General features: G+C 70.7%; 22 protein-coding genes. 21 read left to right on the forward strand and 1 reads right to left on the reverse strand.

The annotated features are described in order from the left end of the window. Positions 1–139 precede the first annotated feature (139 nt). On the forward strand, positions 140–496 hold the full coding sequence (locus tag DEJ27_RS12945) for an Rv2175c family DNA-binding protein (protein WP_173033316.1): 357 nt from the start codon (positions 140–142) through the stop codon (positions 494–496). Positions 497–570: 74 nt separating this feature from the next. Here DEJ27_RS12945 and DEJ27_RS12950 read toward each other — a convergent pair whose 3' ends face one another. Continuing rightward, positions 571–1,689, reverse strand: a complete 1,119-nt coding sequence (locus DEJ27_RS12950; protein WP_111091078.1) for a polyprenyl synthetase family protein — start codon at positions 1,687–1,689, stop codon at positions 571–573. 96 nt (positions 1,690–1,785) lie between these two features. Here DEJ27_RS12950 and DEJ27_RS12955 point away from each other — a divergent pair, with 96 nt between their 5' ends. The 20 genes from DEJ27_RS12955 (at position 1,786) to DEJ27_RS13050 (ending at position 23,353) form a co-directional block, all read left to right on the forward strand. Further along, positions 1,786–2,181, forward strand: coding sequence for a DUF3040 domain-containing protein (locus tag DEJ27_RS12955; RefSeq protein WP_111091079.1), 396 nt, complete (start codon positions 1,786–1,788; stop codon positions 2,179–2,181). 757 nt (positions 2,182–2,938) lie between these two features. Then, positions 2,939–3,370: a division/cell wall cluster transcriptional repressor MraZ gene (gene mraZ / locus DEJ27_RS12960; RefSeq protein WP_017886616.1), complete on the forward strand. Its 432-nt coding sequence runs from the start codon at positions 2,939–2,941 to the stop codon at positions 3,368–3,370. Between the two features lie 106 nt (positions 3,371–3,476). Beyond that, on the forward strand, positions 3,477–4,442 hold the full coding sequence (gene rsmH / locus DEJ27_RS12965) for a 16S rRNA (cytosine(1402)-N(4))-methyltransferase RsmH (RefSeq protein ID WP_111091080.1): 966 nt from the start codon (positions 3,477–3,479) through the stop codon (positions 4,440–4,442). Position 4,443: 1 nt separating this feature from the next. Further along, a complete protein-coding gene (locus DEJ27_RS12970) occupies positions 4,444–5,193 on the forward strand; it encodes a hypothetical protein (RefSeq protein WP_111091081.1) in 750 nt (249 codons plus the stop codon). 49 nt (positions 5,194–5,242) lie between these two features. Next, the gene (locus DEJ27_RS12975; protein ID WP_110860141.1) at positions 5,243–7,012 is read left to right on the forward strand and encodes a penicillin-binding protein 2; all 1,770 of its coding nucleotides are present in this window, start codon (positions 5,243–5,245) and stop codon (positions 7,010–7,012) included. Between the two features lie 14 nt (positions 7,013–7,026). Further along, positions 7,027–8,673 (forward strand): Mur ligase family protein, encoded by a 1,647-nt coding sequence (locus DEJ27_RS12980; RefSeq protein WP_111091082.1) that lies wholly within the window; start codon positions 7,027–7,029, stop codon positions 8,671–8,673. Next, positions 8,670–10,178: a UDP-N-acetylmuramoyl-tripeptide--D-alanyl-D-alanine ligase gene (gene murF / locus DEJ27_RS12985; protein ID WP_111091083.1), complete on the forward strand. Its 1,509-nt coding sequence runs from the start codon at positions 8,670–8,672 to the stop codon at positions 10,176–10,178. Before DEJ27_RS12980 ends, murF begins: the two co-directional genes overlap by 4 nt. After that, positions 10,175–11,278, forward strand: a complete 1,104-nt coding sequence (gene mraY / locus DEJ27_RS12990) for a phospho-N-acetylmuramoyl-pentapeptide-transferase (RefSeq protein WP_110860147.1) — start codon at positions 10,175–10,177, stop codon at positions 11,276–11,278. The genes murF and mraY overlap by 4 nt, the downstream gene beginning before the upstream one ends. A gap of 4 nt (positions 11,279–11,282) precedes the next feature. Then, positions 11,283–12,818 carry a UDP-N-acetylmuramoyl-L-alanine--D-glutamate ligase gene (gene murD / locus DEJ27_RS12995; RefSeq protein ID WP_111091084.1) on the forward strand — a complete coding sequence of 512 codons (1,536 nt, stop codon included), beginning with the start codon at positions 11,283–11,285 and terminating at the stop codon, positions 12,816–12,818. Further along, on the forward strand, positions 12,781–14,046 hold the full coding sequence (ftsW, locus tag DEJ27_RS13000; protein ID WP_027465248.1) for a putative lipid II flippase FtsW: 1,266 nt from the start codon (positions 12,781–12,783) through the stop codon (positions 14,044–14,046). The genes murD and ftsW overlap by 38 nt, the downstream gene beginning before the upstream one ends. Next, positions 14,043–15,140: an undecaprenyldiphospho-muramoylpentapeptide beta-N-acetylglucosaminyltransferase gene (gene murG, locus DEJ27_RS13005; RefSeq protein WP_111091085.1), complete on the forward strand. Its 1,098-nt coding sequence runs from the start codon at positions 14,043–14,045 to the stop codon at positions 15,138–15,140. The genes ftsW and murG overlap by 4 nt, the downstream gene beginning before the upstream one ends. Then, complete coding sequence (gene murC, locus DEJ27_RS13010) at positions 15,137–16,558, forward strand: UDP-N-acetylmuramate--L-alanine ligase (RefSeq protein WP_111091086.1); 1,422 nt, start codon at positions 15,137–15,139, stop codon at positions 16,556–16,558. The genes murG and murC overlap by 4 nt, the downstream gene beginning before the upstream one ends. After that, complete coding sequence (locus DEJ27_RS13015) at positions 16,555–17,829, forward strand: FtsQ-type POTRA domain-containing protein (RefSeq protein WP_111091087.1); 1,275 nt, start codon at positions 16,555–16,557, stop codon at positions 17,827–17,829. The genes murC and DEJ27_RS13015 overlap by 4 nt, the downstream gene beginning before the upstream one ends. Positions 17,830–17,975: 146 nt before the next feature. After that, positions 17,976–19,136 (forward strand): cell division protein FtsZ, encoded by a 1,161-nt coding sequence (gene ftsZ / locus DEJ27_RS13020; protein WP_027465251.1) that lies wholly within the window; start codon positions 17,976–17,978, stop codon positions 19,134–19,136. Between the two features lie 7 nt (positions 19,137–19,143). Next, positions 19,144–19,866, forward strand: a complete 723-nt coding sequence (locus DEJ27_RS13025) for a YggS family pyridoxal phosphate-dependent enzyme (RefSeq protein WP_111091088.1) — start codon at positions 19,144–19,146, stop codon at positions 19,864–19,866. A 41-nt stretch (positions 19,867–19,907) separates the two neighbouring features. Further along, complete coding sequence (locus DEJ27_RS13030) at positions 19,908–20,492, forward strand: cell division protein SepF (RefSeq protein WP_110860160.1); 585 nt, start codon at positions 19,908–19,910, stop codon at positions 20,490–20,492. Positions 20,493–20,560: 68 nt separating this feature from the next. Beyond that, on the forward strand, positions 20,561–20,857 hold the full coding sequence (locus DEJ27_RS13035) for a YggT family protein (protein WP_017886631.1): 297 nt from the start codon (positions 20,561–20,563) through the stop codon (positions 20,855–20,857). 185 nt (positions 20,858–21,042) lie between these two features. Beyond that, positions 21,043–21,720, forward strand: coding sequence for a DivIVA domain-containing protein (locus tag DEJ27_RS13040; RefSeq protein WP_181420046.1), 678 nt, complete (start codon positions 21,043–21,045; stop codon positions 21,718–21,720). Between the two features lie 2 nt (positions 21,721–21,722). Next, positions 21,723–22,427: a signal peptidase II gene (lspA, locus tag DEJ27_RS13045; protein ID WP_258370358.1), complete on the forward strand. Its 705-nt coding sequence runs from the start codon at positions 21,723–21,725 to the stop codon at positions 22,425–22,427. Then, positions 22,424–23,353: an RluA family pseudouridine synthase gene (locus tag DEJ27_RS13050; protein WP_111091089.1), complete on the forward strand. Its 930-nt coding sequence runs from the start codon at positions 22,424–22,426 to the stop codon at positions 23,351–23,353. Before lspA ends, DEJ27_RS13050 begins: the two co-directional genes overlap by 4 nt. Positions 23,354–23,598: the final 245 nt, after the last annotated feature.

A 23,598-nucleotide genomic window follows, 5' to 3' on the forward strand; every position in this document is an offset into this window, starting at 1 on the left:
CGCATGCGCGCACTCACAGGTGCCACAACGCTGGCACGGCCTGATTCCCAAGTCAACCAGAGAGTCGGATGGGGTGGATGTGACGAATGTGACGAACGAGGCGCATTCACTCCGGCGGTCACTCTGGCACCATGGGCGTGTGAGTGCCGCACCCGCCGACGACCTGTCCCTCTCCGAACGCTGGCTGACCGTCCCCGAGCTGGTGGACATGTTCAGCACGAGCCCCGGACGGATCCACCGACTCTTCGAGCAGAAGACCCTGCTGGCAGCCCGCGTCGGCGGTGTGCTGCGCGTGCCGGTCGAGTTCCTCGAGGACGGGGAGCCGATGCCCGAACTGCGTGGCACGCTGATCGTGCTCGGCGACAACGGCTTCACCGACGACGAGGCGGTGCGCTGGATGCTCACCGTCGACGACGCGATGGGCACCACGCCGATCGCGGCGCTGCGCGCCGGTCGCAAGGCCGAGGTGCGTCGCGTCGCCCAGTCGCTGCTCTAGACGCGTTCCGGACGGACAGGAGGCCCGTGGCGGTGTCGCCACGGGCCTCCTGTCGCGCCCCGTGTGGAACGCGTCTAGGACGACCGGCGGCTGACCGTGTCGGCCAGCGACGCGAGCTGCTCGCGGGCCGACGGTGTCAGCGGCGAGGCGTCGAGCGCCGCCTTGGCGCGCTGGACGTGCCGCTCGATCGACCGCTCCACGGCGGCCACGGCGCCCGACTCGGTGAGGGTCGCGCGGAGCATCTGCACCTGTTCCTCGTCGAGGTCGGGGTCTCCGAGGAGCTCGTCCAGGAGCTGCCGCGGGCCGTTCGCCAGCGTCTTGCGCGCCGAGGCGATGAGGACGGTCCGCTTGCCCTCGCGCAGGTCGTCGCCGGCCGGCTTGCCGGTGACTTCGGGATCGCCGAAGACCCCGAGCATGTCGTCGCGCAGCTGGTACGCCACGCCGAGGGGGAGTCCGAAGGCGCGGAGGCCCTCGAGCTGGGAGTCGCTCGCGCCGGCGACGAGGGCACCGATGACCAGCGGGGCCTCGATCGAGTACTTCGCCGACTTGAAGACGATGACGCGCTGGGCACGGAGCAGGTGCTCGGACTCGTCGATGACCGGCCAGGCGGTCTCCTCGTGCACGTCGAGGTACTGCCCCGCCGTGACGTCGAGGCGCATCGCGTGGAACTCCTGACGGACGATGCGGGCCCGCACCGGGTCGAGGCGCGCGAGGCCCTCGTCGAAGACCGAGTCGCTCAGCGAGAGCAGCAGGTCGCCGAGGAGCAGCGCGGAGTTCGTGCCGTACTGCCCGCGGTCGCCGACGAAGCCGGACTCCTCGTGCAGGGACTCGAAGCGGCGGTGCGCGGCCGGACGCCCACGGCGGGTGTCCGAGCGGTCCATGATGTCGTCGTGCACCAGGGCGGCGGCGTGGAAGACCTCGAGCGCGGCCGCGACCGTGACGATCGCCTCGGCGGTGGTCTGCCGGGACCCCTCGGCCAGCGGGTCGAACGAGCCCGAACGGCCCGCCACCGACTGCCATCCCCAGTAGCAGAACAGTGCCCGGAAGCGCTTGCCGCCGGACAGCAGGTCTCGGGCGTACCGGTCGAACGGCGCGAGGTCGGGGCTGATCGCGAGGAGCCGTTCACGCTGCTCGTCGAGTGCCCGGTCGATACGCGCCGATACGAGGTCCACTAATCGCGTACTCTCAGCCACGATCCCTACCCTAGTGGAGTGGTCGAGGCATAGAATCGGTCCACTCAACCCGCGTTTTTCAACCCCGCGTCGATCCCAGGAACAGAGGGAACCAAGATGCCGCTCTCGGAACAGGAGCAGCGCCTTCTCGAAGAGATGGAGCGCAGCCTCTACCAGAACGATTCCGATTTCGTGGCTCGTGTCACACGTCGACAGGGTCGTCCGACGTACACAGCCATCACACTCGGGGTCCTCGGTGCACTCGCCGGGGTCGCCATCGTCATCGTCGGCCTCGTCATCAAGGCGCCGCTGTTGGGCATCCTCGGCTTCGTCGTGATGCTCGCCGGCGTCCTGTTCGCGCTGCGCCCGGGTATGCGTGCTCCGAAGGCGAAGCCCGCTCGGCCGGGCAAGCCCGCATCCGGTGGGTCGGCGCGTCCGTCCACCGGTGGCGGCGGGTCCTTCATGGACCGGATGAACGAGCGCTGGGACAAGCGCAACGACCAGAGTCAGTAGCTGACGGGAGTCATCAGGACTCCCTCCACACTCCTCCACGGGGTCGACCTTCGGGTCGGCCCCGTTTCGTGTTTCCGGGGGCGGGGGCTCTTGTTGCGGCGTCCGGGCGTGGACGTGCCCGCGCGAGTGGTCACGACATGCCGTGCGGTTGATGCCGAGGGTGCAGGAACTGTCGGCTGGGGCCCGCGCGAGCGACGGATCGTGACCACTCGGCGTCGCGGCGGCGGCACGTCGTCACCGTGCGCTCGTCGGCGGCCGGGCGTGGTGGAGCCGACCGTGAGCCCGGGTGAGGACCGCGGCGGCGGTGGGGCGGGCCTCCAGGCCGGGGTGGACCGTCGCCGGTCGTGCCCGCGCGAGTGGTCACGACCTGCCGCGCGCTGGATGCCGAGGGTGCAGGAACTGTCGGCTGGGGCCCGCGCGAGCGACGGTTCGTGACCACTCGGCGTCGCGGCGGCGGCACGTCCTGACCGTGCGCTGACCGGCAGCCGGGCGTGGTGGAGCCGACCGTGATCCCGCGGCGCGCCCTGACGTGCTCCACCGGCTGCGAAAGTCCTCCACTTTCCTCCACGCAGCCCTCGGCGCTGTCGAACCGCATGATTCCGGGCCTGCGAGGTCATCGCTGCGCAGTGCATTCCAGTCTGCATGCCCCCAGTAGGGGTGTCGCGGGCCGAAAAGGGAGTGGAATCCTGGGCGAGGGGAGGGGAGTGGAGTAAAGTGGGGCTCGCAACGGTCCGGTGGAGCGGAGGGGAGGCCCGACGTGCTGCTCGGTACTCATGCCCCGAAGCTCGACGAGAAGGGTCGCGTGATCCTCCCCGCCAAGTTCCGGGACGAACTGTCCGGCGGGCTCGTGATGACCCGCGGCCAGGAACGCTGCGTCGTGGTCTTCAGCGCCCGGACGTTCGAGGAACTCCACGAGCGCATCCGGACCGCCCCGATGACGTCGAAGCGCACCAGGGACTACATGCGTCTGTTCCTCTCGGGGGCCAGCGCCGAACAGCCCGACAAGCAGAACCGCGTGACGATCCCGCAGAACCTCCGCGAGTACGCGGGGCTCGAGCGGGACCTCACGGTCATCGGCAGCGGTGACCGTGCCGAGATCTGGTCCACCCCCGCGTGGGAGGCCTACTACGCCGAAGCCGAAGAGGCATTCGCCGACAACGACGAGGAGGTGATCCCGGGGATCTTCTGATCCGCGGATCGGGACTCCCAGCCGTGAAGCCCTGACGCCACTTCCCCGGTGTCAGGTCGCATGGATGGGGATCCGGACCCACGGCCCAGGAGACGAGGGGCTGCACATGGCCGACAACGACAACGAGACGCCACGCTTCCCGCACACGCCGGTGATGCTCCAGCGCATCGTCGACCTGTTCACGCCGACGCTCGAGGGCCCGGGCAAGGTCGTCGTCGACGCCACGCTCGGCATGGGCGGCCACTCCGAGGGCCTGCTCGAGCGCTTCCCGGAGCTCACGCTCATCGGGCTCGACCGCGACACCGACGCACTCGGCATCGCGGGGGAGCGCCTGGCCCGCTTCGGCGACCGAGTCCGGCTCGTGCACACCGTGTACGACGGCATCGTCGACGCGATCGAGGGCGAGGGCTTCACGACGGTCGACGGCGTGCTCTTCGACCTCGGCGTGAGCTCGCTGCAGCTCGACCGGGCCGAGCGCGGGTTCGCGTACAGCCAGGACGCCCCGCTCGACATGCGGATGGACCGGACCGAGGGGCAGACCGCCGCCGACGTCCTGGCCACCTACGACGAGGGCGAACTCCGCCGCATCTTCCAGCGCTACGGCGAGGAGAAGCTCGCCGGCCGCTACGCCCGAGCGATCGTCGAGCGGCGGGAAACGAAGCCGTTCGAGATGTCCGGCGACCTGGTCCAGGTGCTGCACGACGCGACCCCGGTCGCCATCCAGCGCCAGGGGCACCCTGCCAAGCGCGTCTTCCAGGCACTCCGCATCGAGGTCAACGCCGAACTGAGCGTGCTCGAGCGAGCCATCCCGGCGGCGCTCGACGCCATCGCGGTCGGCGGTCGGATCGTCGTCGAGTCGTACCAGTCCCTCGAGGACCGCATCGTCAAGCGGGCACTGGTGGAGCGCACGAAGTCGAGCGCTCCCGCCGGCCTGCCGGTGGAGCTGCCCGAGCACGCCCCCACCTTCTCCCTGATCGTCAAGGGCGCCGAGCTGGCCGACGAGGCCGAACGCGCCGCCAACCCCCGAGCAACCCCCGTGCGCCTGCGCGCGGCCGAGCGGATCCGGAACTGACATGAGCACGAACCTCGCACTCGTCGACCCCGCGGTCGTCCCGTCGCGGGCCCCGCGCCCCGACCGTCAGCGCCGCCCCGAGCTGGTCGAGGTCACCCCGACCGCGGCCCAGCGTCGGGCACGCCCCCGCATCGGGTACGCCGTCGTGGCCGTCGCCGCGCTCGGGATCCTGCTGCTGGCCCAGCTCGGCATCAGCATGGTGCTCAGCCAGGGCGCCTACACGCTCAACTCGCTGTCCGCCGAGCAGACGAACCTGTCCCGCACGCAGCAGTCCCTGTCCGAGCAGCTCCGGGTCCTCGACTCGCCGCAGAACCTGGCACGCAACGCCCAGTCGCTCGGCATGATCGCCAACTCGACGCCGGTGTACCTCGATCCGAAGACCGGTCGGGTGTACGGCACGCCGACCCCGGCGAAGCCCGACGAGGCCACGGCGTCCACCGAGAACCAGGTGCCGAACTCACTGCTGAACGACGTGCCGCTGGCCACGAAGCCGGGCGACACGTCGACGAGCAAGGAGACGGGCACGACGGGCACGTCGGGCACGACGGGCACGTCGAGCGCGAAGGACACGTCGAGCACGAAGGACACGTCGAGCACGAAGGACACGTCGGGCGCCGCGGGCACCACGGGATCCACCGACGGCACGGCCGCGTCTGAGAAGACGAGCGGCGCCAGCGCGTCGGACCAGGGGACGGCGAAGTCGTCCGTAGAGTCCGACGCGAACCCGCTCCAGGCGCCCTCCACCCGGTGACCGGCGGGTCCGCCGCACCCTCAGCACCGCCCGGGAAGGACCGCACCGCGTGACGAAGACGATCCGCAACCGACGCCTGCGCTACAGCATCGTGATGCTCGCCGTGATCGCCCTCGTCGGGGTGTTCGTGGTGCGGCTCGTCGACATCCAGGTCGTCCAGGCGTCGGAGCTGAACAAGGCGTCGGCCCAGAAGCGCAGCATCCCCGTGACCATCTACGGCACCCGCGGGTCGATCGTGGACCGCAACGGCACCGAACTCGCCGACAGCGTCACGCGCTACAACATCACGACCTCCCCGCGCCTGGTGAAGGGCTTCAAGGGCAAGCTCGGCGGCACCCGCATCAAGGACGTCAGTGTCGGCACCGCCCTGAGTGCGCTGGCGAAGGCGTCCGGCGGTGACGTCGCGACCATGCGGAAGAACATCGCCGCGAACCCGAAGTCCGACTTCGCGTACCTGGTCAAGGGCCTCGACGTGCAGCACTACGAGGCCGTGCGTGCACTCGGCATCCCCTGGCTGTACCCGGAGCCACAGGCGGCGCGGGTGTACCCGACGGGTGCGACGACGGGCAACCTGACCGGCTTCATGGGCACCGACGGCGCCCAGGCCGGCCTGGAGTACTCCTACAACCAGTGCCTGGCGGGCACCAACGGCTCGGAGACCTACGAGCGCGGCGAGGACGGCGTGCAGCTCCCGGGCAGCACCGTGACGACGAAGAAGGCCAAGGACGGCGGCACGCTCGAGACGACCATCGACAGCGACCTGCAGTACATGGCGCAGCAGACCATCGCGTCCGCCTCCAAGACCCTGCAGGCGGAGTCCGCGACGGCGACGGTCACGAGCGTCAAGACGGGTGAGCTGCTGGCGGTCGCCGACTACCCGACGGTCGACCCGAACGACGTCGACGCCACGACCGACAAGGGCGCCTTCGGTTCCCGTGCCCTGACGGCGTCGTACGAGCCGGGCTCCACGATCAAGGCCGCCATCGCCGCCGCGCTGCTCGACCAGGGCAAGTCGAGCCCCACCGACCAGGCCGTCGTGCCGTACTCGCGCACGTTCCCCTGGGGCGGCACGATCCACGACTCCGAGTTCCACGCCACCGAGAACCTCACGCTCACCGGCATCCTGCAGAACTCGTCGAACGTCGGCATCACCGAGCTCGGCGCGCGGCTGACATCCCAGCAGCGCTTCGACTACATGAAGAAGTTCGGGCTGTTCGAGCCGGAGACGGCCATCGACTACCCGGGCCAGCCCTCGATGGACTACGGCACCAGCCCGAACTGGGACCAGCAGACGAACATCAACTCGATGTTCGGTCAGGGCATCTCGACGACAGCGGTGCAGGTCGCGAGCGTCTTCCAGACGATCGCGAACGACGGTGTCCGGATCCCGCTGCACTTCGTCAAGGGCTGCACCACGGCGGACGGCAAGACGATCGACGCGCCCGACGTGCAGAAGCAGCGGGTCGTCTCCGCAGCCGCCGCCACGCAGGTCACCGGCATGCTGCAGAGCGTCGTCACGGGTGGCACGCTGGTGGGCATGAAGCCGATCTCCGGCTACAACATCGCCGCGAAGACGGGGACCGCCGAGGTGGCCGAGGGGTCGCAGGGATACGGCGGTCAGCGCATCACGTCGGTGGCCGGAATGGCACCCGCCGAAGACCCCCAGTATGTTGTCACGGTGACGTTCACGAAGCCGCAGACCAACAAGTGGTCCAGCGGAGCGGCTCCGGCGTTCCGCACACTCATGTCCCAGGTGCTCGAGAAGTACCGAGTAGCCCCCTCCGCGTCCGAGGCGAAGCTCTACCCGTCCACGTGGTGAGGAAGAAGGAACACTTGTCCGCACGGATCCCCCCGGTCCTCCGACCCGAACACCCGACCCCGAGGGCCGTCTCCGAACTCGCCAACGCGTTCGGTCTGCGAGTCGTCGGCTCGGTCGACAGCATCGAAACCACCGGGGTCACCCTGAGCGCCACCGAGGTGCAGCCGGGTGACCTGTTCGTCGGCGTGCACGGTGCGAACCGGCACGGCGCACAGTTCGCGACGGAGGCCGCCGAGCGCGGCGCCGTCGCCGTCCTGACCGACCAGGACGGCGTCGCACTGGTCGAGCCGTCCGGGCTGCCGGTGCTCGTGGTCGACGACCCCCGCGCCGCCCTCGGTGACGTCGCGGCGTGGGTCTACCGCACCCACCCCGACGAGGCCACCGACCTGCCGCAGCTGTTCGCCGTCACCGGCACGAACGGCAAGACGAGCACGTCGTACATCCTCGAGGGCATCCTCAAGCAGCTCGGCCTGGTCACCGGCCTGAGCTCGACCGCGGAGCGCCACATCGGTTCGCTCAGCGTGACGAGCCGCCTGACCACGCCCGAGGCCAGCGAGATGCACGCGCTCCTCGCCCGCATGCGCGAGAGCGAGGTCCGTGCGGTCGCCGTCGAGGTCAGCGCCCAGGCCCTCAGCCGGCACCGCGTCGACGGCATCGTCTTCGACGTCGCAGCCTTCACGAACCTGTCGCACGACCACCTCGACGACTACGCCGACATGGAGGAGTACTACCAGGCGAAGCTCCCGCTGTTCCAGCCCGAGCACGCCCGTCGGGGCGTCGTCTCGCTGGACACTGACTGGGGCCACCGCGTGGTGCAGGACTCCCGCATCCCGGTCACCACGATCACGGTGCACCCCGACGTCGAGGCCGAGTGGCACGTCGACATCGTCGAGGCGCACGCCGCGTACACCGAGTTCCGCCTGACCGGCCCCGAGGGCCGCGAGCTGACCACCCGTGTGCCGCTGATCGGCTGGCACATGGCGGCGAACGCGGCACTCGCGATCGTCATGCTCGTCGAGGGCGGGTTCGAGCTCGGTGCCATCGCGCACGCGCTGGAGAGCAACCACCGCCGCTACCCCGACGAGGACGACGCGAGCGAGCGCGACGGCGAGACGCACCGCGTCTCCGCCATCGAGTGCTACCTGCCCGGCCGCACCGAGCGGGTCTCCGGCGAGCAGGGCCCGAGCGTCTACGTCGACTTCGGACACAGCGCCGACGCCTTCGAGAACACCCTCGCGGCGGTCCGGCAGTTCACCTCCGGCAAGGTCCTCATGCTGTTCGGCGCCGACGGCGACCGGGACACCACGAAGCGCGGGGACATGGCCCGCGTGGCTGCGGCCGGCAGCGACATCCTCGTCGTCACCGACCACCACCCGCGCTTCGAGGACGCCGCGTCGATCCGGAAGACCCTGGTCGACGCCGCACGTGCCGCCTACCCCGACCACGAGATCCACGAGGTCAGCCCGCCCGAGGCCGCGATCCGCACGGCCGTGGGCCTGGTCGGCGAGGGGGACTCGATCCTCTGGGCCGGTCCGGGGCACCAGGACTACCGCGACATCCAGGGCGTCCGCACCCCGTACTCCGCCCGCGACGAGGCCCGTGCGGCCCTGCGCGAGGCCGGCTGGGAGCCGAACTCCGGTCCGGCGGAGGACGTCCGATGATCGCCATGACCCTCGCCGAGATCGCCGCCGCGATCGGCGGCGAGCTGATCGGCGGCGCCCAGGCCACCGACGTCTCCGAGCCCGGCGACCTGGTCGTCGACGGCTCGGTCGAGACCGACTCGCGCCTGGTCCGCCCCGGCAGCGTCTTCTTCGCCCTGCCCGGCGAGGTCACCGACGGCCGACGCTTCGTGCCCGCGGCCGTCGACGCCGGGGCTGCCCTGGTCATCACGCCCGAGCGTGTGGACACCACCGCGCCGCAGATCGTCGTCACCGACGGGTACGAGGCCCTCGCCGTGCTCGCGCACGAGGTGGTCACGCGCGTCCGGATGAGCACCGCGGACCGCGTCGACGCCGACGGGCGCCCGGCACCCCTGCGGGTCGTCGGCATCACCGGCTCGAACGGCAAGACGAGCACGAAGAACATGCTCCGCACGATCCTCGAGCAGCACGGCGCGACCGTCGCGCCCGAGGGCTCGTTCAACAACCACGTCGGCGCACCGATCTCGATGCTCCGCGTGACGTACGACACCCGGTACCTGGTGGTCGAGATGGGCGCGAGCGGCGTCGGCCACATCGCCAAGCTCGTCTCGATCGCCGAGCCCGACGTCGGCGTCGTCCTCAAGGTGGGCCTCGCGCACGCCGGCGAGTTCGGCGGCATCGAGGCGACGCAGCGCGCGAAGTCCGAGATGGTCACCGACCTCCCCGCCTCCGCGACCGCCCTCCTCAACGTCGACGACGACCGGGTCGCGTCGATGCGCGACCTGACGGCCGCCCACGTGGTCGGCTTCGGCACGTCGGCGGACGCCGACTACCGCATCACCGGCATCGAGACGGACCGCAGCGGCACCCGCTTCACCCTCACCGCGCCTCCCGTCCGCACCGAAGGCGAGCGTCCGACGGACGCGACCCTGTCTGGAGGCCCGGACCACGTCGACGTCCGCCTCGCGATCCTGGGTGAGCACCACGCCATGAACGCGTCCGCCGCGCTCACGGTGGCCCACCTGTGGGGCGTCCCGCTCGCCGACGGCGCCGCGGCGCTCGCGTCGATGACGCGCGCCGAGCGCTGGCGCATGGAGCTGCTCCAGGGCGGCCCCGAGGGCGTCACCGTCATCAACGACGCGTACAACGCGTCGCCCGACTCCACCGCGGCGGCGCTGCGGACCCTGGCGCAGATCGTGCGCCCGGGGGAGCGGACCGTCGCGGTGCTCGGGGAGATGGCCGAGCTCGGTGAGTTCTCCGTCGAGGAGCACGATCGCATCGGTCGGCTCGTCGTCCGCCTCGGCATCGGACAGCTCGTGGTCGTCGGCCGCGGCGCGATGCCCATCCACCAGGCCGCCACCCTCGAGGGATCGTGGGACGGCGAGTCCGTGTACATCGAGGACGTCGACGACGCCGTCCGTGCCATGCAGGAGATGCTCCGCCCCGGCGACGTCGTCCTCGTCAAGTCCTCGAAGTCTGCCGAACTGCGATTCCTCGGCGACCGCCTCGGAGGTGTCACCGAATGATCGCGCTCCTCGTCGCCGGCGCCACGTCGCTGGTGTTCACGTTGCTGCTCACCCCGTTCTTCATCAAGCTCTTCCACCGTCTCGGGTGGGGGCAGTTCATCCGCGACGACGGTCCGCAGTCCCACCACACCAAGCGCGGGACCGCCACCATGGGCGGCATCGTCCTGATCATCGGTGCGGTGATCGGGTACTTCGTCGGCCACCTGGTCGGGCGTGACTCGATCACGCTGTCCGGGCTGCTCGTGCTGTTCCTGATGGTCGGACTCGGGTTCGTCGGCTTCATCGACGACTTCCTCAAGGTGCGGCGTCAGCGGAGCCTCGGGCTCGGCGGCTGGGCCAAGGTCCTCGGTCAGGTCATCGTCGGCGTCATCTTCGCCACGATCGCCCTGGTCGTGCCGACGTCGAACGGCAAGCCGCCGGCATCGACGATGATCTCGGCGATCCGCGACGTGCCGTGGCTCGACTTCATGGCGCTCGGCACGGTCATCGGCACCGTGCTGTTCCTCGCCTGGATCGTCCTGCTGACGGTGTCCACGTCGAACGGTGTGAACGTGGCCGACGGGCTCGACGGCCTGGCCACGGGGTCGAGCATCCTGGCGATCGGCTCGTACGTCATCATCGGGTTCTGGCAGTCGAACCAGATCTGCGGCGGAGCCCGGCTCGACTCGAGCACCGCACACGCCTGCTACACCGTGTCGAACCCGCTCGACCTCGCCGTGGTCGCGGCCGCGGTCTGCGGTGGGCTCATCGGGTTCCTCTGGTACAACACCTCGCCCGCGCAGATCTTCCTCGGCGACACCGGTTCGCTCGGCCTCGGCGGTGCCCTGGCCGGCCTCGCGATCCTCAGCCGCACCGAGCTGCTGCTCATCCTCATCGGTGGCCTGTTCTTCATCGTCACCGGCTCCGTCATCCTGCAGCGTGCGTACTTCAAGATCACCCACGGCAAGCGCATCTTCCTGATGAGTCCGCTGCACCACCACTTCGAACTGAAGGGGTGGGCCGAGGTGACCGTCGTCGTCCGCTTCTGGATCATCGCCGGGCTCTTCGTCGCGGCGGGGGTCGGACTCTTCTACCTCGAATGGATCGCACGCGTTGGTTGACCCGGTGTCCTCGCCGTCCCGCCTGAACTCCCTCGACAGCTGGTACTCCGGGGGGTGGAAGGGGCTCAACGTCGCCGTCCTCGGCCTCGGTGCCACCGGGTTCTCGGTCGCCGACACCCTCGTGGAGCTCGGCAGCGAGGTGACGGTCTACTCGACCGACGCCCCCGCCGACAGCGTCGAGCTGCTCGACGTGATCGGTGCCCGGTTCCTGCAGACACCGCTCGACACCGTCCCGGACGCACTCGTCCAGCAGGCACCCGACGTCGTCATCGTGTCGCCGGGGCTGCCCCCGCACAACGCCACCGTGCGGTGGTCGGCGACGAACAGCACCGTCTGGGGCGACATCGAGCTCGCCTGGCGCGTGCGCGACAAGGTCGTCCGCGGCCCGGTCGCGGCCCCCTGGATCACGATCACGGGCACGAACGGCAAGACCACGACGACACAGCTCACGACCGCGATGTACGAGGCCGGCGGCCTGCGTGCCGTCGCGTGCGGGAACATCGGCGTGCCGGTGCTCGACGTCGTCCGCGACCCGGTCGGCTACGACGTGCTCGTCGTCGAGCTCTCGAGCCACCAGCTGCACTACGCGGCGACGTCCGGCGACGGTGCCGTGGTGCCGCTCGCGAGCGCCTGCCTGAACATCGCCGACGACCACCTGGAGTGGCACGGCTCGGCCGAGGCGTACCGCGCGGCGAAGGCCAAGGTCTACGAGCGAACCGTGATGGCGTGCGTCTACAACACCTCGGACGAGGCCACCCGGCGGATGGTGCAGGAGGCCGACGTGGTGGAGGGCTGCCGTGCGGTCGGCTTCACCCCCGGCGTCCCCGCTCCCGGTGACGTCGGCATCGTCGAGGACGTCCTGTGCGACCGGGCGTTCAACGACGACCGCCGCAACAGCGCGCTCGAGCTGTCGACGCTCGCCGACCTCGAGGCCGCCGGGCTCGCCAGCCCGCACATGACCATGAACGTCCTGGCCGCCGCCGCGCTGGCCCGTGCCGGCACCGTCCAGCCGAGCGCCATCCGGTCAGCCGTCCGGGCGTTCCGCGCCGACCACCACCGCACCGAGCTCGTGGCCCGGGCGGACGGCATCACGTGGGTCGACGACTCCAAGGCCACGAACCCGCATGCCGCCACCGCGTCGCTCGCGTCGTTCGACACCGTCGTGTGGATCGTCGGCGGCCTGTTCAAGGGCGTCGACGTCGACGGTCTGGTCGAGCGCTTCGGCCCCGGCGTCCGCGCCGTCGTGGTGATCGGCACCGACCGGACACCCGTCCTCGAGGCATTCGCGCGACACGCGTCCACGGTCCCGGTGCTCCAGGTGGAGACGACGGACACTGATCAGGTCATGCGCGAGGCGGTCCGGCATGCCGCATCGGTCGCGAGGCCGGGCGACACCGTCCTCCTCGCCCCGGCGGCGGCGTCGTTCGACCAGTTCGGCTCCTACGCCGACCGGGGGCAGCGTTTCGCGGCCGCGGTCAACGAGCACCTGGGAGGAGAAGTCGATGGCGACGACACCGACGGATCTTCCGAACAGCCGTAACGGCCGGACCGCGTCGACCCCACGACGGACGAACGGCGCGATCGTCGCCGTCAAGAACGTCTTCGTCGCGGAGTCCAGCACCTTCTACACGATCCTCGGCGTCACGCTGTTCCTCGTCGTCTTCGGCGTCGTGATGGTGCTGTCCTCGTCGAGCGTCGAGGAGTACGCGGCGACCCACGACTTCTTCGGGGCGGCGTCCCGCCAGGGCCTGTACGCCGTGCTCGGTGTGCCGCTCATGCTCATCGCCAGCCGGGTCCCGACCCGGATCTGGCGGAAGTGGGCGATGCGGCTGCTCGGTGCTGCGCTCGTGCTGCAGCTGCTCGTGTTCACCCCGCTCGGCATCGACATCCAGGGCAACCGGAACTGGATCGAACTCGGGTCGTTCACCGCGCAGCCGTCCGAGGTCGTGAAGCTCGGGCTGGTGCTCGGCATCGGCGCCATCATCTACGTCAAGCGGGACAAGCTCGACGACTGGAAAGAGGTGTTCATCCCGATCGGGATCGCCTCGATGCTCTCGCTCGGGCTCGTCGTCCTCGGTGGTGACCAGGGCACCGCGATGGTCATGCTCATCCTGGTGTTCGGCGCGCTGTACATCGGCGGCGTCCGCGCTCGGCACCTGCTCGTCGGCCTCGGTGCGTTCGCCGTGATGCTGCCCTTCGTGACGATGGCCTCGGCCTCGCGCTCGACCCGCATCAGCGCCTGGCTGTCCGGGTGCACCGACACCAGCCAGTACCAGGACATCTGCTGGCAGCCCGTGCACGGCATGTGGGCGCTCGCGTCCGGCGGCGTGTTCGGCGTCGGCCTCGGCAACTCGAAGGCGAAGTGGTCGTGGCTGCCTGAGGCGGACAACGACTACATCTTCGCGATCATCGGCGAGGAGCTCGGCCTGATCGGCGCCGTCGTGGTGCTCAGCCTGTTCGTGGTGCTCGCCGTCGGCATGATCAAGATCATCCGGCAGTCCCGCGACCCCTTCGTGAAGACGGTCACCGGTGGCATCCTCGCGTGGATCATCGGCCAGGCGCTCATCAACATCGCCGTCGTGCTCGGCCTGCTGCCCGTGCTCGGTGTGCCCCTGCCGCTCATCTCGGCCGGTGGTTCTGCCCTCATCATGACCCTGGTGGCGATCGGCGTCGTGCTCTCCTTCGCGCGTGACCTGCCCGGCAAGAACGACCCCGGCCTGACGAACGCCCCACTCGGCCGGACCTCCACGAACGGATCACTGCGGTGAGCAAGTACCTCTTCGCCGGCGGCGGCACCGCCGGCCACGTCAACCCCCTGCTCGCGGTCGCCGACCGGTTGACCGAGCGGGAGCCGGGCGCCGAGGTGCTCGTGCTGGGCACCGCCGAGGGGCTGGAGTCCCGCCTCGTCCCGATGCGCGGCTACGAGCTGCTGACGATCCCGCGCCTGCCGTTCCCCCGGAAGCTCAACGGCGCGGCCCTGCGCTTCCCGCAGCGCTTCGCGGCGGCGGTCAAGCGGACCGAGCAGATCATCCGCGACCACGAGATCGAGGTGGTCCTCGGCGTCGGTGGCTACGCGGCCGCTCCGGCGTACATCGCCGCGCGCCGCACCGGCACCCCGATCGTCGTGCACGAGCAGAACGCCAAGCCCGGGCTGGCGAACCGCCTCGCAGCGTTCCTCACCGAGCACGTCGGCCTGACCTTCTCGAACACGCGCCTGCGCCACGGCCGCGTTGTCGGCATGCCGCTCCGTCGCGAGATCGAGTCACTCGACCGCCGCGCTGTCCGGGCCGAGGGGCTCGCCGAGTTCGGGCTCAACCCGGACCAACCCGTGCTGCTCGTGACCGGCGGCTCCTCGGGTGCGCGGAGCATCAACCGGACGATCAACAAGTCCGCCGCCGCCATCGTGGGTGCCGGCTGGCAGGTCCTGCACGTCGTGGGTGCCGCGTCGGACATCGGCCCCAGCGACCTGGACGGCTACCACGTGCTGCCCTACTGCGATCGAATGGACCTGGCGTACGCGGCGAGTGACTTCGTCGTGTCGCGCTCCGGCGCCGGCATGGTGTGCGAGCTGACCGCCGTCGGGCTGCCGAGCGTGCTCGTGCCGTACCCGGTGGGCAACGGTGAGCAGCGTCACAACGCGAAGGACGTCGTCGACGCCGGGGGAGCCGTCCTGGTGGCCGACGGGGAATTCGACCAGGACTGGGTGACGTTCCAGCTGCTGAGCATCCTGCAGGACCGCTCCCGCATCGCGGACATGACCGTGCGGGCGGGCAGCGTCGGCCACCGCGACGGCGCCGACCGGATGACCGACCTGGTCCTCGACGCCGCGAAGCAGGCCCCCAGCACCACGGAGGAACGATGACCATCAAGCCGGACCTGACCCAGCCGATCCCGGACGACCTGGGCACGGTGCACTTCGTCGGCATCGGCGGCGCGGGCATGAGCGGGATCGCCCGGATGTTCCTCGCCGCCGGGCACCGCGTGACGGGCAGCGACTCCCGCGAGACGGAGACGACCGGCACGATGCGCGACCTCGGCGCGACCGTGCAGATCGGTCACGACGCGGCGAACGTCGGCCAGGCCGACACCATCGTCGTCACGAGCGCCCTCTGGCCCGACAACCCCGAGCTCCTCGAGGCGCAGCGCCGCGGTCTGCCGGTGCTCCACCGCTCGCAGGCCCTCGCCGCCCTGATCGCCGAGCACCGCCTGGTCGCGGTCGCCGGTGCGCACGGCAAGACCACCTCGACCGGCATGATCGTCACCGCGATGGTCGAGCTCGGCCTCGACCCGAGCTTCGTCAACGGCGGCGTCATCCAGTCCCTCGGCACGAGTTCGGCCCCGGGGTCGAGCGACCTGTTCGTGGTCGAGGCCGACGAGTCCGACGGCTCGTTCCTGCTCTACGACGTCGCCGTGGCCCTGGTCACCAACGTCGACGCCGACCACCTGGACCACTACGGCAGCGAGGAGGCCTTCACCGAGGCCTTCGTCGAGTTCGCCGCGAAGGCGAGCGAGCGCGTCGTGATCTCGAGCGACGACGCCGGTGCGAAGACGGTCACGGCCGGCATCCGCCAGCGCCCGGACGCGCCCGAGATCGTCACGTTCGGCGAGGCGGTCGACGCGGACGTCCGCATCGAGGGCATCACCGAGTCGGCCGGCGTCGAGGTCGACTTCCGTGCCGATGGTGAGGCGTACCACCTGACCCTCCGCGTGCCCGGCCGGCACAACGCGATCAACGCCGTCGGCGCCTTCGCGGTCCTCACCGGTCTCGGCGTCGCCCCGGCCGACGCGATCCGCGGGCTCGAGGCGTTCGGCGGCACCCAGCGCCGCTTCGAGCTGCACGGTGTCGAGCGCGGGGTCTCGGTCTACGACGACTACGCCCACCACCCGACCGAGGTCGCCGCGGCGCTCAAGGCCGCCCGCAACGTCGTCGGCGACGGCCGCATCATCGCGATCCACCAGCCGCACCTGTACTCACGCACCCGTCTGATGGCCGGCGACTTCGCCGAGGTGTACGAGGAACTCGCCGACCACACGGTCGTGCTCGACGTCTACGGCGCCCGCGAGGACCCGGAGCCCGGCGTGACCGGCGCCCTGGTGCAGGAGCGCTTCGCCGACCAGTCGCGCGTCGAGTTCCTGCCCGACTGGGACGAGGCCGCGGCACGCGCGGCCGCGGTCGCCCGTGACGGCGACATCATCATGACGCTCAGCTGCGGCGACGTGTACCGGATCATCCCGCAGGTGCTCGGGGCCCTGGGCGCCGACGGAGCGTCGTCCCGGTGAAGCGCCCCGAGGGGTTCGACGAGGGGGACGCCCGCAGGGACGCCCCGGCCGAGGCCGCGGAAGCGCCCCGGCAGCGTCGTGGTCCCTCGAAGCAGCGGCTGCCGTTCCGCGGACGCGTCGCCGACGACCGGGAGGCCCGTCCCACGTCCGCCCCGGAAGCCCCGGTCGACGGAACGGTCGACCCCACCCCCGCGGACCAGCCCGACGCCGACGCCTCCGGTCCCCAGCGGGACCGCGTCGGCGCCTTCGCCGGTGCGGCCGGACGCCGGTTCGGCGCCGGACTCTCCACCGTGGCTGACCGCCTGCGCGAGTACACGCCGAACGAGGACCACCGGGACCCGGAGGCCGACCGCCGCGACGCGGAACGCCGAGCCGCCACGAGCGGTGCAGCCGACCACGACGTGACCGTGACCGACGTGCTCGACGCGACCGGTGCCTCCCGGACCGACCAGCACGCCGAGGCGCCCATCGGGGCGCGGGTGCGCGCGGCCGAGACCGCGCGTGAGGCACGCATCGCGAAGCGTCGACGCCGGTTGCTCGAGCGTGCCGAGGTCCGCCGGTTCACCCGGCGCAGCCGGCACCGTCGCGCCGCGTGGATCACGGCGGCGAGCGTCGTCCTCGTGCTCGGGGTCTCGATCCTCGTCGCGGTGTTCTCACCGCTGATGGCGCTCCGCACGATCGAGATCAAGGGCACCAACCGCGTCGACGAGTCCGCGCTGCGCCAGGCGCTGTCCGACCAGATCGGCACGCCCCTGGCCCGGCTCGACTTCGACGCGATCAAGCGGGACGTCGCCGGCTTCCCGCTCATCGAGAGCTACGTGACCGAAGAGGCCCCGCCGCACACGCTCGTCGTCACGGTGACCGAGCGCACGCCGGTGGTCGCGGTGCAGTCCGGCAGCACGTTCGACCTCGTCGACCCCGCGGGCATCGTCGTGCAGTCGTCGCCGAAGCGTCCCGCCACGATGCCGCTCGCCGACATCGGCCGGGCGCGCCTCGGTTCGGCGAGCTTCCGCACGATGACCGAGGTCGTGCTGGCGCTGCCGTCGACCGTGCGGTCCCAGGTGACACGTGTCGCCGGGTCGACGGCCGACGACGTCACCCTGACCCTCAAGGACGGCTCGACCGTCGTGTGGGGGAGCCCGGACGACTCGGACGCGAAGGCCGAACTGCTCGCCGCGCTGGTCAAGGACCACGCGGCCCGGAACCCGGGCGTCGTCGTCGAGTACGACGTCTCGGCACCGGACAACGGCGTCATCCGCGCCAAGGACTGAATTGCCGGACCTGATCGGCGACACGCGGCGTGGCGGGGCGACAGTGCGCCGAACGCACCCGTAGCGTCGAAGCCAGCACCACATCTACCAGCATTGCCCCTGAACTTCAAGTAGAGGTTGAGGGTTCGACCGGAGGCCTGACTGACGTGACCACGAACCACAACTACCTCGCCGTCATCAAGGTCGTCGGTGTCGGCGGCGGCGGCGTCAACGCCGTCAACCGCATGATCGAGCTCGGTCTCCGTGGCGTCGAGTTCATCGCGATCAACACTGACGCCCAGGCCCTGCTGCTCAGCGACGCCGACGTCAAGCTCGACGTCGGCCGCGAGATCACCCGCGGCCTCGGTGCCGGCGCCGACCCGGAGGTCGGCCGTCGCGCCGCCGAGGACCACGCCGAGGAGATCGAAGAGGCCCTGGCCGGCGCCGACATGGTGTTCGTCACCGCGGGCGAGGGCGGCGGCACCGGCACCGGTGGCGCACCGGTCGTCGCACGCATCGCGAAGTCCATCGGCGCACTGACCATCGGTGTCGTCACGAAGCCCTTCAGCTTCGAGGGCAAGCGCCGCCAGTCCCAGGCCGAGAACGGCGTCGCGGGCCTCAAGGACGAGGTCGACACGCTCATCGTCGTCCCGAACGACCGCCTGCTCGAGATCAGCGACCGCGGCATCTCCATGGTCGAGGCCTTCGCCACGGCCGACCAGGTGCTCCTGGCCGGTGTGCAGGGCATCACCGACCTCATCACCACCCCGGGCCTGATCAACCTCGACTTCGCCGACGTCAAGAGCGTCATGCAGGGTGCGGGTTCCGCGCTCATGGGCATCGGGTCGTCCCGCGGGGCCGACCGTGCGATCAAGGCGGCCGAACTCGCCGTCGCGTCGCCGCTGCTCGAGGCCTCGATCGACGGTGCGCACGGCGTGCTGCTGTCGATCCAGGGTGGGTCGAACCTCGGCATCTTCGAGATCAACGACGCCGCGCGCCTGGTGCAGGAAGCCGTGCACCCCGAGGCGAACATCATCTTCGGTGCGGTCATCGACGACACCCTGGGCGACGAGGTCCGCGTGACCGTCATCGCCGCGGGCTTCGACGGCGGCGAGCCGGCGCAGCAGCAGAAGGAACGTCGCTCGAGCTACGTCGACCCGGAGTCGAGCGCCGCGGCGCCCGTCGCCGCCTCGACCGGCGCGATCGAGGACTCCACCACGTCGAGCCCGTCCTGGGCCTCGCAGGAGCACCAGCCGCCGGTGCAGCGCGCCGCCGACCCGGCGTTCGACGACGACGACGAGCTCGACGTCCCCGACTTCCTGAAGTAACCCACCCTTGGTAGCCGACACGCGCCTCCAGGCCTCGTCTCACGACGACGGACTGGAGGCGCGCGTTGCGTCCGTCAGGGGCGGCATCGCCGACGCGGCGCGCGCCGCAGGGCGGTCACCGGACGAGCTGACGCTCGTCGTCGTGACGAAGTACCACCCAGCGTCGCTCGTCCGTGAGCTCGCCGCGCTCGGCGTGACCGACGTGGGGGAGAACCGCCACCAGGAGGCGCAGGCGAAGGCCGCGGAACTGGCGGACCTCGGCCTGACCTGGCACTTCGTCGGGCAGCTGCAGTCGAAGAAGGCCCGGCAGGCCCGGCGGTACGCCCACGTCGTGCAGTCGCTCGACCGTGGCTCCGTCGTCGACGCGTTCGCCCCGACCGAGGCCGAACCGGACCCGCCGGTGATCGACGGGTTCGTGCAGGTGAACCTCACCGACGACCCCGGACGTGGCGGGGTGCAGCCGGACGACGTCGACGCCATGGTGTCGCGTGTGCTGGCCACCGGGACGATCCGGCTGCGGGGTGTCATGGCGGTCGCGCCCCTGGACGAGGAGCCCCGAGCCGCCTTCGCCCGACTCCGCTCGATCTCCGAACGGGTCGTGGCGCTCGAGCCCGCTGCGACCGACATCTCGGCCGGGATGAGCGGGGACTACGCCGAGGCGATCCTCGAGGGCGCGACACACCTGCGGATCGGCACCGCAATCACGGGAAACCGGCCGCCCGCACCCTAGCCTCGTTGCAGGGCACCACGAGCACGAACCCCGGAGGAACCATGGCCAACCCGCTGAAGAAGACGATGGTCTACCTCGGCCTCGCCGATGAGGAACTCGACTACGAGGACGAGCAGCAGCCCGAGCCCGCGCGCCAGCAGGCAGCCCCTGCCCGCCAGGCCGCAGCGGCTGCTCCGGCGCCCGCCGAACAGCAGGAGACCCCCGCCGCGGCAGCAGCCCCCGCGGCCGCTCCCGCAGCGGCACCGGCTCCCACCAAGACGCACACCCACCAGCGCGGCGCCCAGGTCACTCCGCTCCGCCGCTCGCACACGACCGCACAGAAGGCGACCCCGGTCCAGGAAATGAACGAGATCCTCACCGTCCACCCGCGCGAGTACAAGGACGCCCAGTCCATCGCCGAGAGCTTCCGCGACGGCATCCCCGTCATCATCAACCTCTCGCAGATGACCGAGGGTGACGCCCGACGCATGATCGACTTCGCCTCGGGGCTGTCGCTCGGTCTGTTCGGCAAGATCGAGCGCGTCACGAACAAGGTCTTCCTCCTCTCGCCGGCGCACGTCGCAGTGAGCGGTGAGCCTGCTGAGGTAGAGTCCGACATCGAGGCGAACTTCTTCGCCCAGTCCTGAGCCGTACCCGGCACACCCGCCCCTGAGCGTCGTCTGACGACGCTCGCCCGAGACGAGCGAGCCCCATCGTGTCCGTGATCCTAGGGATCATCTCCCTCGCGTTGCTCCTGTACTTCTTCGTGATGTGGGGGCGTTTCGCGCTCGACCTCGTGCAGAGCTTCAACCGTTCCTGGCGTCCGCGCGGGGGCATGCTCGTGGTGTCCGAGTTCGTCTACACGATCACGGATCCGCCCATCCGAGCGGTGCGACGGGTGCTCCCGCCGCTCCGCCTGGGGCCGGTCGCGCTCGACTTCGGCTGGACGATCGTGATGCTCGTCGTCATCATCGCCCGGTTCGTGGTCGCCGCTCTGGCACGCGGTATCTGAGCGGACTCCCGTCCGCGACACGCGCCACGCCAGGCGCGCGGCACGGTTCCGCCCCATCGTCGGTGTACGGTGGTCGGGATCGATGCCCGCTCCGGTGGCGCATCCGCACCGCACGGTACGACTGGTACATTCGGTCGCACCGCACGCGGTTCCACACGTTCAGCAGTTCTATTGAGGTGACGGCAATGGCTTTGACGCCGGAAGACGTAGTCAACAAGCGGTTCCAGCCGACGAAGTTCCGCGAGGGCTACGACCAGGACGAGGTCGACGACTTCCTCGACGAGGTCGTGGTCGAGCTCCGTCGCCTGACCGCGGAGAACGACGAGCTCCGCCAGCGCCTGCAGGCGGCCGAGTCGGCCCCGCAGCCGGCGCAGGCCGAGCAGCCTGCTCCCGCAGCCGAGCCGGAGCCCACCCCGGCCCCGGTCGAGGCAGCACCGGAGCCCGCTCCGGTCGCCGCGGCGGCACCGACCACCACGGTCCCCGCCGACGAGGACACCGAGGGCACCACGAACCTCCTGACCCTGGCGCGTCGTCTCCACGAGGAGCACGTCCGCGAGGGCATCGAGAAGCGCGACGCGCTCATCGCCGAGGGCACGGCCCAGGCCGCTCGCCTGGTCTCCGAGGCCGAGGCGAAGCAGCGCCAGATCATCGCCGACACCGAGAACACGAACCGTCAGCGTGTCGCGGTGCTCGAGCAGGAGCAGCGCCAGCTCGAGGGCAAGATCGACGAGCTCCGGACCTTCGAGCGCGACTACCGTGCGCAGCTCAAGAGCTACATCCAGGGGCAGCTCTCCGAGCTCGACTCGGGCGAGCAGTCCGGTCTCACCCCGGCGCCGGCTTCGGCGCAGGGCTTCGGCAACTGACGTTGTCGCGACCAGCATCACGAGCGAAGGTCAGTGTCCGCGCGATCGCGGCACTGGCCTTCGCCGCTGTCGTGGTGGTGGCGTTCGACCAGGTCGCCAAGACGCTGGTCGTCGCGAACCTGCCGTACGGCACCCCCGTCCCGGTCCTCGGCGGGGCGTTGCAGTTCCTGTACGTCCGGAACCCCGGGGCGGCGTTCTCGTTCGCGGTGAACATGACCTGGGTGTTCTCGGTCATCTCGGCCGCGGTCGTCGTCGCGATCATCGTGTACTCGCGTCGCATCCGGTCGATGTGGTGGGCCATCGTGCTCGGCATGCTGCTCGGTGGCGCGCTGGGCAACCTGCTCGACCGGCTCTTCCGTGAGCCCGGCTTCGGTCGTGGCCACGTCGTGGACTTCATCTCGACGCCGTGGATGATGCCGGCGATCTACAACGTCGCCGACTCCTTCATCTGCATCAGCATGGTGGTCTTCGTGCTGCTGGTGATCCTCGGGGTGAACCTCGACGGCACCCGCACGCTCTCGGCCAAGCGCCAGGCGCAGCTCGACGCGGCGGAGCCGCTCGACGCGGCGCAGCCGCTCGACGCGGCGCAGCCGCTCGACGGTGGGGCCGCGTTCTCGTCGGCTGACGCGGTTGTCGACGAGCCGACCCGCGCCTCCAGGCCCGACGACCGCGACCGTCGCGACACGCTGGGCCACGACGCCACGTGACCGAATCGCGTTCTCTTCCCGTGCCCGACGGGCTCGCCGGTGAGCGCGTCGACGCCGCCATCGCGAAGCTCCTCGGCTTCAGCAGGTCGTTCGCGGCCGACGTCGTCGCCGCCGGGGGCGTCCGCGTCGACGGGGTGCCCGTCGACAAGTCGGACCGTCTGCACGCCGACTCCTGGCTCGAGGTCGAGTGGACCCCGAAGGAGCCGCCGCGCATCGTTCCGGCGGCCGTGCCGGGCATGACGATCGTGCACGACGACGAGGACATCGTCGTCGTGGACAAGCCCGTCGGCGTCGCGGCGCACCCCTCGCCGGGCTGGGACGGGCCGACCGTGCCCGGGGGCCTCGCTGCCGCCGGCTTCACGATCGCGACGTCCGGCGCCGCTGAACGCGCCGGGATCGTGCACCGCCTCGACGTCGGGACCTCGGGACTGATGGTGGTCGCGAAGACCGAGCGTGCGTACACACACCTCAAGCGGGCGTTCAAGGAGCGCACGGTCGAGAAGGTCTACCACGCACTCGCGCAGGGCCACCCGGACCCGACCTCGGGCACGATCGACGCGCCGATCGGCCGGCACCCGTCGAGCGACTGGAAGTTCGCGGTGACGTCGGAGGGCAAGCCGAGCGTCACCCACTACGAGACGCTCGAGGCCTTCCGCGCCGCCACCCTGCTCGAGGTGCACCTGGAGACCGGGCGCACCCACCAGATCCGGGTGCACATGGCGGCGACACGCCACCCGCTCGTCGGGGACACGATGTACGGCGCCGACCCGGTGCTGGCGGCCGAGCTCGGGCTCACGCGCCAGTGGCTCGACGCCGTCCGGCTGGGCTTCGACCACCCCCGCACAGGCGAGTGGGTGTCGTTCGAGGCGCAGTACCCGGACGACCTGCAGGCCGCGCTGGAGCAGATCCGGAGCGCGTCGCGCTGACGCGCCCGGCTGCTTGTGCCGAGGGGTCACGAACTGTCGGCTGCGAGGCCGCCAGGCGACGGGTTCTGTACCCGCGGCGCGCCTGCGGCGTGTCCTGCCCGCTCGGTGGCGCGCCCCGCGCGTGTCCCGACCCGCTTCCGGCCCGGAGGCGCGGTGCGGCCCCGCCCGTGCCTCCAGGCCGACGCGCCCCGCATGCGCCGAGAGGTCACCAACTGTTGGCTGCGAGGCCGCCAGGCGACGGGTTC

It is taken from the genome of Curtobacterium sp. MCPF17_018 (genome assembly GCF_003234135.1).
In the GTDB taxonomy this organism is placed as follows: domain Bacteria; phylum Actinomycetota; class Actinomycetes; order Actinomycetales; family Microbacteriaceae; genus Curtobacterium; species Curtobacterium flaccumfaciens.

Excerpts from the sequence above, each read along its gene's own strand:
- DEJ27_RS13030 (WP_110860160.1), top strand. The coding sequence starts at position 19,908 with ATGGCCAACCCGCTGAAGAAGACGATGGTCTACCTCGGCCTCGCCGAT.
- DEJ27_RS12970 (WP_111091081.1), top strand. The coding sequence starts at position 4,444 with ATGAGCACGAACCTCGCACTCGTCGACCCCGCGGTCGTCCCGTCGCGG.
- DEJ27_RS12955 (WP_111091079.1), top strand. The coding sequence starts at position 1,786 with ATGCCGCTCTCGGAACAGGAGCAGCGCCTTCTCGAAGAGATGGAGCGC.
- rsmH (WP_111091080.1), top strand. The coding sequence starts at position 3,477 with ATGGCCGACAACGACAACGAGACGCCACGCTTCCCGCACACGCCGGTG.
- mraY (WP_110860147.1), top strand. The coding sequence starts at position 10,175 with ATGATCGCGCTCCTCGTCGCCGGCGCCACGTCGCTGGTGTTCACGTTG.
- DEJ27_RS13040 (WP_181420046.1), top strand. The coding sequence starts at position 21,043 with ATGGCTTTGACGCCGGAAGACGTAGTCAACAAGCGGTTCCAGCCGACG.
- murC (WP_111091086.1), top strand. The coding sequence starts at position 15,137 with ATGACCATCAAGCCGGACCTGACCCAGCCGATCCCGGACGACCTGGGC.
- murF (WP_111091083.1), top strand. The coding sequence starts at position 8,670 with ATGATCGCCATGACCCTCGCCGAGATCGCCGCCGCGATCGGCGGCGAG.
- ftsW (WP_027465248.1), top strand. The coding sequence starts at position 12,781 with ATGGCGACGACACCGACGGATCTTCCGAACAGCCGTAACGGCCGGACC.